11 protein-coding genes are annotated in these 12,550 nt (G+C 56.7%); 7 read left to right on the top strand and 4 right to left on the bottom strand.

Features of this window, described 5'->3' with window-relative positions; translation table 11 throughout:
• Window positions 1–359 precede the first annotated feature (359 nt).
• Window positions 360–4,340 (top strand): cell wall protein, encoded by a 3,981-nt coding sequence (locus tag KHW85_RS04070; RefSeq protein ID WP_291458903.1) that lies wholly within the window; start codon window positions 360–362, stop codon window positions 4,338–4,340.
• 272 nt (window positions 4,341–4,612) lie between these two features.
• Here KHW85_RS04070 and gluQRS read toward each other — a convergent pair whose 3' ends face one another.
• Complete coding sequence (gene gluQRS / locus KHW85_RS04065) at window positions 4,613–5,647, bottom strand: tRNA glutamyl-Q(34) synthetase GluQRS (RefSeq protein ID WP_291458902.1); 1,035 nt, start codon at window positions 5,645–5,647, stop codon at window positions 4,613–4,615.
• 23 nt (window positions 5,648–5,670) lie between these two features.
• On the opposite strand from gluQRS, the gene KHW85_RS04060 reads away from it, so the two are divergent.
• The 5 genes from KHW85_RS04060 to KHW85_RS04040 all read left to right on the top strand — a co-directional run bounded on the left by KHW85_RS04060 (window position 5,671) and on the right by KHW85_RS04040 (window position 9,456).
• Window positions 5,671–6,249 (top strand): CrcB family protein, encoded by a 579-nt coding sequence (locus KHW85_RS04060; RefSeq protein ID WP_291458901.1) that lies wholly within the window; start codon window positions 5,671–5,673, stop codon window positions 6,247–6,249.
• Entirely contained in the window at window positions 6,246–6,623 is a 378-nt protein-coding gene (locus KHW85_RS04055) for a CrcB family protein (RefSeq protein WP_291458900.1), read from the top strand. The genes KHW85_RS04060 and KHW85_RS04055 overlap by 4 nt, the downstream gene beginning before the upstream one ends.
• Before the next feature lie 71 nt (window positions 6,624–6,694).
• Entirely contained in the window at window positions 6,695–7,780 is a 1,086-nt protein-coding gene (locus KHW85_RS04050) for a methionine ABC transporter ATP-binding protein (RefSeq protein WP_291458899.1), read from the top strand.
• Window positions 7,777–8,499, top strand: coding sequence for a methionine ABC transporter permease (locus KHW85_RS04045; RefSeq protein ID WP_291458898.1), 723 nt, complete (start codon window positions 7,777–7,779; stop codon window positions 8,497–8,499). The genes KHW85_RS04050 and KHW85_RS04045 overlap by 4 nt, the downstream gene beginning before the upstream one ends.
• 117 nt (window positions 8,500–8,616) lie before the next feature.
• A complete protein-coding gene (locus tag KHW85_RS04040; RefSeq protein WP_291458897.1) occupies window positions 8,617–9,456 on the top strand; it encodes a MetQ/NlpA family ABC transporter substrate-binding protein in 840 nt (279 codons plus the stop codon).
• 149 nt (window positions 9,457–9,605) lie between these two features.
• Here the strand turns inward: KHW85_RS04040 and upp are convergent, their stop codons facing one another.
• Window positions 9,606–10,244: a uracil phosphoribosyltransferase gene (gene upp, locus KHW85_RS04035; protein WP_009407884.1), complete on the bottom strand. Its 639-nt coding sequence runs from the start codon at window positions 10,242–10,244 to the stop codon at window positions 9,606–9,608.
• A gap of 57 nt (window positions 10,245–10,301) precedes the next feature.
• Here upp and tadA point away from each other — a divergent pair, with 57 nt between their 5' ends.
• On the top strand, window positions 10,302–11,309 hold the full coding sequence (gene tadA, locus KHW85_RS04030; RefSeq protein WP_291458938.1) for a tRNA adenosine(34) deaminase TadA: 1,008 nt from the start codon (window positions 10,302–10,304) through the stop codon (window positions 11,307–11,309).
• Between the two features lie 103 nt (window positions 11,310–11,412).
• Here tadA and KHW85_RS04025 read toward each other — a convergent pair whose 3' ends face one another.
• Complete coding sequence (locus KHW85_RS04025) at window positions 11,413–12,027, bottom strand: biotin transporter BioY (protein ID WP_291458896.1); 615 nt, start codon at window positions 12,025–12,027, stop codon at window positions 11,413–11,415.
• 11 nt (window positions 12,028–12,038) lie between these two features.
• The gene (locus KHW85_RS04020) at window positions 12,039–12,545 is read right to left on the bottom strand and encodes a holo-ACP synthase (RefSeq protein ID WP_291458895.1); all 507 of its coding nucleotides are present in this window, start codon (window positions 12,543–12,545) and stop codon (window positions 12,039–12,041) included.
• Between the last annotated feature and the right edge of the window lie 5 nt (window positions 12,546–12,550).

The raw sequence follows: 12,550 nt of genomic DNA, 5'->3' as shown, positions 1-12,550 counted from the left end.
TCGCTGAGATATCGCGAAAGTTCGCGCTAGTTGCGAGAAAGCGGCTGGATAATCGGGACGGGAACGTATTCCATGTGAATGCGTTCCCGTCCCGTCTTCTTGCCATATGTTCAGAGCAAGTTGCTCCTTCATGTGGTTTATCAAATCGTTATCATCGTTGGCCAGAACTGGTTTTGGTGTCGATTGAGCTTTGGTACCATGACTTCTAACCGACGAACTTAACCGGTTTTTCTTTTCGGCAATCGATCGCAGCGGATTGGGCGCCGCTTGTGACTCTTGGAATCTCACATGGGCCACATTGGTACTTACGCGTACCCACAACTACACACAAATCGACAGGGCGAAGGAGCTCCTGGCAGATGTCGACACATAAGAATAAGAGGCGCCTTGTTGCCATTGGCGCACTGAGCGCCGCTAGCGCATTGATAATCCCGGCTGCATTCGCTGCAGACTCCTACCCACCTCAGGGAGATTCTGCGGTCGCAAGTGCACAGCCCGTGGTCTCGGGCTACCGCGTTCAAGACCTACGTGACTGGACCCCCGAATCTGACCCATTTGCAAGTCAGCTTCGCGCAACCGTCCCACTCCAGCCTCGAATTGATCGAAATCCTGACACCCAGGTGAAGCCGGAACTGGACGGAAAATCCGAAATCATGCTTATGCAGGGCGACTACGGCAATTCCTTCTTCGGTTCAACAACCTTTAACAACACTTTTACTGACCATACCTTGAACTTCTGGCAATACACCGACTATTGGTCACCGTGGCACGGCGCTGCATCCTTGGGTGTCCCGCAGGCGATCTACAATCCAGCAACCTCGGATTGGCGTAACCGCGGATTTGAGTTCGGTGTTCTTACCCTTCCCACTCCCGAATACACCAATGCTGCACACCGCAATGGTGTGAAGTCGATTGCGATCTTGTACTTCGACCCCTCATTCCGCCCGGGCCTGACCTTCACTGAGATGTTCGATAAAGATCCGAACTCCCATGGCTACCTTATCGCCAAGAAACTCGTTGATATGGCCAAGTACTACGGTTTCGACGGTTACTTCCTCAACCAGGAAGAATGGGGCGATGACTCTGAATTCAAACCCTTCATGTCCTATCTGACCAGTCAGGGTTTGTGGACCCAGTGGTACGACACCAACTCTTCCTTTAACGAATCCAAGGCCGCGTGGCTGCGCGATGATGAACACGGGCGTATTCACTCCTCAGTTTTCGTCAACTATGGAAACAACGGCAAGCAAATGAACAGCTGGGCGCTTGCGCATGGATATGACCCCTACAAGGAAGTATTCGCAGGAATTGAAGCTAACCAGACCGGTTTTCGCTCCAGTGGTGGGGTCGACCAAGGCTACACCTCGAAAGAAAATCACTCTCCGCTGACCTCGATTGCTCTTTTTACTCCCTCGGATCACTACCAACGCGGTCTGGATGACAATATTCAGGAAATCACCGGTCGCAGCGATTCGGCTCGTCCTTTCATGCAGCAACAGCCCTATCAGTGGATGATTGCCCAGCGTGAGCGCATGTACTTCTCTGGAATGAAGCAGGACGTCACCCAGACCGGCTCAGCCAACGGGCAGCCCAATCCTGCCGTAGGTGTGAAGGGCAACGGATGGGTTGGAGTTGCAGACTTTGCCCCGGCTCGAAGCGTCATTCAGGGAAGCAATTTCTGGACGAATTTCTCGACCGGTAAAGGAATGCGTTCCTACACGAACGGTGCGGTTAGTAATACTTCCGAGTGGTCGGATATGGGAGCCCAATCTATCTTGCCCTCGTGGCAGTGGTGGATTACTGGCCAGGGCAGTCCGACGCTGAAGGCTGACTTCGACTATGGAGAAGAACCCCGAGTTGATCTTCAGGGTAAAGAAGTGGCTCTTCCATATTCACCAGTTGGCGCCTATCAGGGAGGAAACTCCCTTGTCCTCTACGGTCAAGCGCAGCAAGCGCAGACCATTCGCCTCTACAAGACGAACCTGAGCGTGAAAGACAACTCGACCGCTGAAGTTGTGTGGCGCGCAAAGGACGCGTCGACGAAGGCCCGCCTGGCACTGGTCTTTGCCGACAAGCCGGGGGAAGTCGTCACTCTCTCCTTGGGTGCAGCTTCGACAGATGGATGGAAGGATTCGCTTGTTGATCTTTCTGACTTCCAGGGGCGAACAATTGCAACGATGGGCCTGCAGGTCGAAGGAAGCGGCGATGTTCAGGTGAATGTCGGCAAACTTGCTGTCAGCGATGAGTCCGCAACACCCGCTATCCCTGCTGGATTTACGATCAACGAACTGACCACCGACGGTGAGATGAACGTTTCTTGGCAGAAGGCAGACTTTGCCTCCGTTGATTCTTACATTCTCGATGCCGTGGATGCCTCAGGCAATGTGCATCATCTTGCTCAGGCCTATGGGGATTCGCGCTACGTCAAGAAGGTCGATCTTGAAGGCAGCTATATGCTTCGACTTCGAGCAGTGGGTAAGGACGGATCGATTTCGCAGCCTGCCGAACTGGTCGTCAATCGCTCTGCACTTCCCAGCGGATTGACCTATACAACAGCGAAGGATGCAAACGGTAACTTTACTCAAGCAGCGACTTCGGGGCAGGTCGAACTGTCGTGGAAGGCACCTGCTTCTGGGACACCCAGTGGATACAAGGTTCGCCTCGAAACCTTGTACGTGGGAAATGACAACCCCTACCACGGATATGCCGAATACACGGTCGGTCCAGAAGATACTTCAGTATCTCTGCCCGCTCCTGCAGAAGGCCTGATGTTCCGAGCAACGGTTCAACCCTTGGGTGTCGATACCGGTGCGATTCCCGCTCTGGCACTGCGTGGACGTTACAACGATTCATACTCACGACCAATGGGACGACAGGACTTTGTTGGACTAGACGGCGCGAAGTACAAGCTGGTTAACCCAACGACAAAGGATTGGCAGAAGATCAATGCGACGGGTGACCAAAGCTGGACTGCTACCCGAGGTAAGAACAACCGTTCCGACTGGGGTAACCGAGATGAGAATGGTCAGCTCAAGCGCACGCGTCCTCTGGGGACCCACGGTGCAACCTACTCGATTACCGACTACGCGGGTAACACCTCGGGACAAGTCGTTGTGAAGGCAAAAGACGGGGCGATGGGAATCGTCGACCGTGCGGCACCGGAACTGTGGGCCAGCCCGTGGAACGATCAAGAGATCACCTGGGGTGCGTCAATGAAGAATATCGTTGCAACTGCGCGTGATAACTTCTCGACAGTGACTTTGTCGGCCAAACTGGTGGATCCGGATGGTCCCGAAGGCAATTCTGTGGCAATTCCGACCACGGGCGAGGGGCCAAAGGCCATGAATGACCCGATGCTTCTCCCCAATACCAATGAGCCGAGCGATGAACCCAGTACTGCGCCCACCGCTGAGCCCACGCACGGTGCTCATGATGGCTGGGATGACGATGATGAGCCAATCTTCGATGGGGGAGCTCGCTCTGCGAACACGCGGAACAGCCACTCAACGGAGCGTGCAGCTCATGATGAAGGAGTGACCGCCTCGGGTCTCTCGCTTGATTTGGCCAGCGGAACTATTTCGGGAACTCCGACGTGGAGCGGGACTCGGGAACTGGTTCTCACTGCGACAGATGAATCGGGAAACGCTTCGACAATGAGCCTGATGCTGACGGTGAATGGGGGAGCGGATACGCCGACTCCTGCGCCCACGACTGAGCCCTCTGTTGCGCCGACAGTAGCACCGACGGTTGAACCAACAGCTGCGCCGTCAACGCAGCCCAGTGCACAGCCCTCGACTGAACCAAGTGCTCAGCCCACCGCGGAGCCTTCGGCCCAGCCGCAACCCTCCCAAGAACCCAGCTCTACTCCTTCTGCGTCAGTGATTCCCTCGGTATCGCCAACTGCCGAGGCCACCGCTGAGCCCAGCGCTCAGCCCACTGTCCAGCCAAGCCAGCCCAGCGAGCAACCCACGACGCAACCTCAGCCTTCCGCCTCGGCCTCGTCCGATAGCGACCAGGGCAACGGTCAGGGCGGCACTCCGGGCAGCCAAGCTGGAAACGGCGGAAACACGGGGATTGGTATTGGGAATGTGCCGAATGATCCGCAGGGTAATGCCCCGGGAGCTAACGGTCAGCAACCCGGTAAGGCTCAGGCGAGCCAAGCGGGGGATGATCAGGGTAAGTCAGCGATGACGAACCCGAAGCGCAGCGCGAGCAAGAAGGCGGGCTCGTCTCTCGCTGGCACCGGTGTCACTGTCGCGGTGATTGGTGCAATTGCACTGATCCTGGTGATGGCCGGTGGGACTCTCACCGCTTTGCGTCGCAAGCGCGAGGAAAGGTGAGCGGCTCTTCTAAGTGTTGAGAAGAGCTTTGTGCCCGGGAAGGAAACCGCATCCGCTGCATACGCGGTTTCCAACCCGGGCACTCGCATATCTGAGTGAGTGTTGCGGCTATCCGTGCTCGCGTCTGTGCTGTCGTTGCGTCCCGTTTGCGCCCCCTCCACACGAAGTCGTGAAATGACACAGCTTATGGTCTGTGTCTTTTGCCAACTTCGTGTGTCATTTGCGGGGGGCGGGCGGGGGAGGGGAGAGGGGCGAGGCGTCACGCCGAGCGATCAAGCGAAGAGCTTCTCCAAGTCTGGTGTCCACGGCTTTTGGGGGAGTGCGCGCAGTTTCTCAACATCCATTGATTCAAGAAGCTGCGAGGCAGAATGCACCCCTTCAATACCCATCGAGCGGGCTAAAACCTCAATGATCTGGGCGATAGTCACCCCACGTTCCGCAAGTTCCTCGATGGTCACTGCGCCATCGCGCTTAGCGAGCCGCGCGCCCGATTGTGCTAACACCAGGGGGACATGTGCGTAGGCGACGGTGGGGTACCCCAATAAACGCGCCAGAATTGCTTGGCCGGGCGATTGAGAGAGGAGGTCGTCACCGCGAACCACTTGGTCAACTCCCTGGAATGCGTCATCAATGACAACCGCCAGGTTATATGCCGGTGCGCCATCGGAACGCTGGATGACAAAGTGGTCGACAGGACCCTTGAACTCACCAAAATATTCGTCGTATACAGTCCACTCCGATACGGGAGCTTTCAAGCGCAGGGCGGGACGGCGTCCCTCGGCTGCGAATTCTTCGTGCTTTCGGGCGATCTCAGATGCGCTCAGGTGCAGGCACGTCCCGGGGTAATGGCCAGGCGGAACGTGCGGTGCGGATGCAGCTTCACGGATGTCTTTGCGCGAGCAGAAACATTCGAATGCATACCCATTGCGCAGCAGCGTTTTGACAGCTTCATCATGGAACTTAGCGCGAGAAGACTGAATCAGAACCTCGCCATCCCAATCAATTCCCAGCGCCTTCAGTTCGTCAATCTGACGTTGTGCGGAGCCCGAACGCACCCGGTCGATATCTTCAATCCTCAAAACGAAACGTCGGCCCGTGAGCCGTGCCCACATCCACGCGAGCAGCGCGGTGCGAAGATTGCCAAAGTGGAGGTCGCCGCTGGGGGAGGGGGCGAAGCGTCCGGCGCCTAGGGTATGCGTAGGGTTGCCTTCTCCGATTGTGGTTTCCGAGGCCGAGTTTGCAGGGGAGGAAGCCGAGTTTCCCGCTCCATCGTGTGCCTGGGATGTCAAGGTCGACGCAAATGCCATACCCCCAGACTAACCTTGGAGGCATGGAGACACGAGCGCATCTGAAAGGTGATGAGCTGGAAGTCGGCGTATCGGCGCATCATCACCTGAGCTGGCTTACGCGCATTCCCTCGTGGTTGTGTGTTGCTTTCGGAGCCTTCCTTGGCACAGCAATTCGTGCGGGATTGGATCTTGCTGCTACGGGCAGTGGGAAATTTACGGTTTTTTCTTGGTCTACGGTGGCTGTCAATCTTTGTGGAGCCTTCTTTCTTGGTTTTGCCACTGCCTGGGCACAGGGCTATTTCCGCGAGGATGCCGTGCGCAGAAAAGTCATGCTTGTCGCAGGAAGCGGATTCGCCGGTGCTCTGACTACATACGCCACCATGGTCATGGCCAGTATCCATAATGCAGTCCAAGCAATGACGGCAGTCCCCGCTGCTGGGGGTGAGCTATCCGGAGCTGTCTCTTCTCCGTTGAGTGCTGCGGTGGTGTCCTCCGTGCCTCTGCTCATCGAGGGAATGCTTGCAAGCCTTGTATTGCTGGTCGTTGGGATTGGGCTTGCTGCTTTGGGGTATTCTCTTACTTCGCATGAGGAGCCAGGCCTTCGGGGGGCAAAGAAATGACCCCACTGCTCTTTCTTCTCGTGTGCGTTTTCGGTTCCTTGGGCGCGCTCTCTCGCTGGCAGCTGGATCTTTATCTCAAAAAGTGTCGAGCAAAGCGAACACCCCAGTGGGGGATCGGTGTGGTCAATCTTTTGGGATGCACATGTGCTGGTGCGCTCGCGGGTATTCTTGCCCCCAACGCTCCTGTTTTCTTCTTGCTCTCGACGGGATTTTTAGGCGGGTTTACAACCTTTTCCACTGCCGTACTCGACGCTGTGATGCTTCTGAGTCGTCGTCGGTACTTGTCTGCAGCGGGTCTTGTTTTCGGCGTCTGGTTGGGGGGAAGCGTCCTGGCTATCTGCGCATTTCTTCTCGCGTCTAGTTTCGCAATGTGAAGCTGTGTAACGAAAAATTTGGACACTCCGGCACGGACTCATAGTCTAAGTGTGCATGGAAGGAGGACCCAGTGATTGATCTGATCGACGTCTCGAAGATCTATCCCGTGAAGGGAAGTGATGATGTCGTTGCCCTTGATCATGTGAATCTGCACGTTGAAGCAGGAAGTATTCACGGAATCGTGGGCCAATCGGGTGCCGGTAAGTCAACGCTCATTCGCTGTCTGACGGCTTTGGAAAAACCCACTTCTGGGTCGATTATCGTTGATGACATTGATCTGTCACAGCTTCGCGGGCGCGAGCTGCGTCAAGCGCGACGCAAGATCGGCATGGTCTTCCAAGCAGCTAACCTTTTCGACGCCAAGACCGCGGGAGAAAATATCGAATTCCCGCTGAAAGTCGCTGCGAAGAAAGAATTCACCCGCGAGGAACGCAAAGGACGCGTTCGTGAACTTCTTACGCTAGTCGGCCTCGAACATCGTGGTGGTGCCTACCCCTCAGAGCTTTCCGGTGGCCAGCGCCAGCGCGTTGGTATCGCGCGTGCACTTTCAGATACCCCTCGAGTCTTGCTCTGCGATGAGCCAACCTCAGCCCTTGACCCTGAATCAACCCGCGCGATTTTGTCACTGCTGCGTCAGGTGCGCGACGAAACCGGCGTCACTATTGTCATCATCACCCATGAAATGTCGGTCGTTCGCGAAATCTGTGATTCCGTAACACTCCTAAAAGACGGAGGAATCGTCCAGAGCGGAACAATCGAAGAAGTTCTGGCTGACCCGGGTTCGCCTCTGGCAAAGGAATTGGTTCCTGCGCCCAGTGTTGACGAACTGGATGTCACCGATTTCAATCGTGAGCTGACTGACCGTGAAATCGCTGCACAGAGCAGCTCAGCGGAGGCCAAAACCTCAACCCAGGCCTCGGAAGACGGAAATATCCTTCTGGACGTGATCTTCACGTCGCATCCTGGCGTTCCCACGGGTTCGAATATGCTCAATCTTGCCGCAGAGCTTGGCGCGGATGTGACCGCAGGGACTTTTGAGTCGATGGGTTCTGTCCAAGTCGGTCGCCTGGCTCTGGCGATCCCCGCAGCCCAGCGTTCGTCGATTATCGACCAGCTTCGTGCCCAGGGTGCGCATGTGGAGGTGAGGTCGCTGTGAACCTTTCGGCTCTTTCAACAGTCCTGACGCTGCTTCCACTGGGTAAAGGTGACCCGACGTGGGGAGACAACCCCGCACTCACCCAGCAGTTCCTCCCGGCAATCTGGGAGACCCTGCTCATGGTCTTCTTCGGCACCTTCTTTACCGTGCTCGTTGGCCTTCCTTTGGGTCTACTTCTTGTCCAGACCTCGAAGACGGGACTTACCCCTAACAAGACCATCAACCAGATCGTTGGTTTGATTGTCAATGTTGGCCGTTCTTTCCCCTTCCTTATCCTCATCATCGTGCTGCTTCCGGTGACCAAGTTCGTCATGCGCAGTGCAATCACGTGGCAGGGAGCGACCTTCCCCTTGGTTATCGGTGCGATTCCGTTCTTTGCTCGCCTCGTCGAAACGAATCTCCTTGCCGTCGAAAACGGTAAGGTCGAGGCCGCCCTCATGGCTGGAGCCTCAAACCGCCGGATCCGTTGGAGCATTTTGGTTCGCGAGGCCCTGCCCGGCATCATCCAGTCCGTGACGGTTTTGGCGATTACCCTGGTGGGCTACTCGGCAATGACGAGCGTCGTTGGTGCGGGCGGCCTCGGAAAGATGGCGATCGAATACGGGTATCACCGCTTCCAGGCGGACACAATGGTCTGCTCGGTCGTTGCGATCATCATCATCGTTCAGTTAATTCAAATGATTGGCGACATGCTCAGCCGGCTGGTGGATCACCGCTGAGCATCCACCAGCCGGGTCGCGAACTCTGCTTGGTAATTTGGAAAAATTCGCGGGATTATCGCGGGCCACTCAGGTCCCCCCGCTTGTAGGAAACAGACAATCTAAGGAATTACTCTCATGCGTCACTCTCGTTCTCTTCGTACTCTTGCTGGTCTTGGTGTTGCAGCAGCACTGGTCCTCTCGGCCTGCTCCAGCGGTTCCACGGGCTCTTCATCATCTTCGAACGGTGCAACCACCATTACCGTTGCTGCCAGCCCCTCACCTCACGCAAAGATCCTCAAGTACATCCAGGACAACCTGGCAAAGGATGCGGGAATCAACATCAACATCAAGGAATTCACCGATTACGATCTGCCCAACCGCGCGTTGGATCAGGGTGAAGTGGATGCCACCTACCACCAGACTGTTCCCTACTTGGAGAAGGCTGAGCAGCAGTTCAACTACGACTTCACTCCCGGTAAGGGCATTCACCTCGAGCCCCTGGCTGTCTACTCCTCCAAGCACAAGTCCCTGGATGAGCTTCCCGAAAAGGGCGGAATCATTGGCGTGATCTCCGATGTCACCAACCAGGAGCGCGCACTTCGCCTTCTTGCTGCGAACGGTTTTGTTGAGATCCCCGCAAGCGGTGACGTCAATGTTTACACCGTTAAGAAGCTGAAGAACTTTGACTTCAAGGAAATTGACGGACCCGTTCTGGTCTCTAACCTGGGTGAGACTGACTACTCGGTGATCAACGGTAACTTCGCGCAGGAAGGTGGCCTGGCGCCCTCGCGCGATGGTCTGGCTGTTGAGTCCCCCGAGAACAATCCTTCGGTGAACGTCCTGGTGTGGAAGACCAATGTTTCAGGCGATAAGGCCGAGGCAGTGAAGAAGCTCGATGAGCTTTTGCACTCTGACCAGGTGAAGAAGTACATCGAGGACACCTGGAAGGATGGCTCGGTGATTCCGGCCTTCTGATCAAGGCTTCTGGCGATTAACTGATCGTTACTTTGATGTGTGGGGGCGCGGCTTGGCCGCGCCCCCACACATGTCCCACACGCATAAAGGTGGCCACGTCCCTTGGACGTGGCCACCTTGAGTTTTGAGGAATCTAACCGAAGCTACACTCAGTCGACGATGCCGTAGAGGCGGTCGCCGGCGTCACCCAGACCGGGAACGATGTAGGACTTTTCGTTGAGGCGCTCGTCAACCGAAGCGACAACTACGGTCACATCTGCGCGATCGCCCACGAAGTCTTCCAGAACCTTCAGGCCCTCGGGAGCAGCCAGCAGGCAGACGCAGGTCACATCCTTGGCTCCGCGATCGAAGAGGTACTTGGTTGCGGCAACCATGGTGTGACCGGTTGCGAGCATTGGATCCAGAACGAAGCACTGGCGGCCCGAGAGATCTTCGGGAAGACGGTTTGCGTAGGTTTCAACCTCAAGAGTCTTTTCATCGCGCTTCATTCCCAGGAAGCCAACCTCGGCGGTGGGAAGAAGACGGGTCATTCCTTCGAGCATTCCCAGCCCAGCACGAAGTACGGGGACTACGATGGGGCGCGGCTCGCTAATGCGCTTGCCAACGGTAGGCGCAACAGGAGTGTTGATTGCGATCTCAGTGGTTGAGACGTGGCGTGTGGCCTCGTACGCAAGAAGGGTGACCAATTCGTCAACCAGTTGGCGGAAAGTTGCCGAGTGGGTGTCGCGGTCACGCAGAACGGTGAGCTTGTGGGCAATGAGCGGGTGATCAGCAATATGAAGGCGCATGGTTCAAGAGTAACCCGCGAAGTAGGGTTTACGCGATAGGCTGAAGGGGTGGCAACTATGGATCAGTACAAAGAAGCGATGGCTCGCGCACTCTTCCTAGCGAATAAAGCACGCGAATTGGGAGATGTCCCCGTGGGTGCGGTCGTTATTGACTCAGTAGGACGGATTATCGGACGCGGTTGGAATTGTCGCGAGGCCGAGCACGATCCCTGCGGTCACGCTGAGATCATGGCCCTGCGAGAGGCCGGAAAGCGTTTGAATCGATGGAATCTCATCGGTTGCACGCTGGTTGTCACCTTGGAGCCCTGCACGATGTGCGCGGGTGCAATAGTTTCATCTCGTGTCGATCGCGTCGTCTTTGGCGCATGGGACCCCAAGGCTGGAGCAGCTGGCTCGCTGCGCGACGTTCTTCGTGATTCTCGCCTCAATCACCAGGTCGAGGTCGTTCCCGGAGTTCTGGCTCAGGAAGCGACCGTCCAGCTTCGTGCATTCTTCGAAACACGTCGGGATCGCCCGGACAACCCCTTCGTTGGAATTCCTCCACGTGAACGCGAATCGAAAGAACCTGAAATTGAAACCCTGAGTGGCTGGGCGGCTTCTCATCCTCAGCCGGAAATTTCCGCCCCCGAGGCCTCTGCCGCGCAGGAAACCCCAGACGCTGACCCGACCGCCGCAGCCATCGCCTCGATCCTTGCAGGCATGAACCATCCCGAGGCCACGGAACCCTCGCAAGCGGCTCAGGTGGAGCTGGCAGGTGCACAGCAAGCCACAGCAATGGAAACCCCCGCAGTGGTGCCTCAAACAGCCTCAACGGCCTCGGCAGCTCCGCGCAGTGGCCACAGCTCAGTGCCGCCTCGTCGGGTGCGCTCGTACGCGGCTGCGAACGACGCTCCTCAGGCTAACTCCCACGCTCAGCAGGTACCTCAAAGCACTACACAGCCCACTGCTCAAGCCAAGCAGGCTCCGGCACTTCCTCAACTCAAACCCGCCGAGTTTGTCCCCGGAACGGCCGGGATTGTTGTGCGTACACGTGCCTCGAAGCATGGAAGGACCACTCAGGAGTAGTCCGGCCCTGAGGGAAGCCCGAAACGCTCCTCATCAAACAATATGGGTGTGGCCCGCGCACAATGTCCGCGGGCCACACCCATCAAAACTGTCGACGTGGTCTTTATCGATCGAGTCCCACGTGGCCGACCGCCTTCCACAGGCTTCCAATCACAGCCGCCCCTGCGATTGCCTTAACGATTCCGCCCACGATAAAGGGTGTGAACCCCGCATTCATGGTCTGCGCGAAAGACATGGTGACGCCGCCCATGCGGACAACCATCCACATGTAGGGGATGCCGACCAGGAAGGGAACTAGGGTTGCGCCACCAAAGGCCGCAAGAGACAGCCAGAGGTGACGATCCCATGCGCGTTCAGAGAGCTTTCCGATCAACCATGCAGCCGGAATAAAGCCAATGATGTAGCCAAAAGACGGCTTTGCAAGCGCAGCAAGACCACCAGTTGCGGACGAGAACCACGGCACTCCGGCAAGGCCAAGTACCAGATAAGAAAACAGTGAGAGAGCCCCGCGACGTGCTCCCAGAACAGCGCCGACCAACAGAACGCCAAGAGTTTGACCGGTGATGGGAACAGGCCACATGGGAATGGCGACCTGTGCCAGAATTCCGACAAGTCCTGCGCCTGCGAGAACGGCAAGAGCATCTCGACGCAGCGATGCGCGACCGAAGTGGTCAGCTAGTACCGGTGAGAAAGTTGATGAAGCCAGTGGAGTTGTCATGAGAAATCCTTTCAAGAATGTGATTCAGATGGATACGCATGAATCCATGCGATCGCGTAGTTACCGTCGTGGGATAAAGAAACAAGCCATGTGAGTGAAGCTGAAATCTCGCGTTCTGTTTGCTCAAGCGCGGTGGCAATTGCTCCGTGGAAGCGCAGCGAAGGGCGCCCCCAGCGGTCATTCACCACTTCGATTTCGGCCCAATCAACCTGGTCGCGCTCAAGTGGATCTTCGCGACCGTAGTACAGCGAGGACCAGGCCTTGATGAAGGCCTCTTTCGCTGCCCAGCGGGCCGCAAGGGACTGAATCGAACGCATTGACAGACCTGAAGGCAGGCTAGAAGTCGAAAGGGCCCCAGAAGCCTCGCAGGCGGATGCTCCCTGCTCGGGAGTGAAACGCGCTGCTGCATTCCACTCCCGAGCAGTGAAGACTCGATGAAATACCGAGCCTTCCTGGCTGAGTTGCTCCCCGAAAGAAGCAACATCGACCAGGTCGACACCGATAGCTGCCGGTTTCATGCCGC

It is taken from the genome of Actinomyces sp. oral taxon 181, assembly GCF_018370895.1.
GTDB lineage: Bacteria > Actinomycetota > Actinomycetes > Actinomycetales > Actinomycetaceae > Pauljensenia.
The sequence above is the reverse complement of the archived record's forward strand: the minus strand, read 5'-3'. Positions and strand labels throughout refer to the sequence as shown.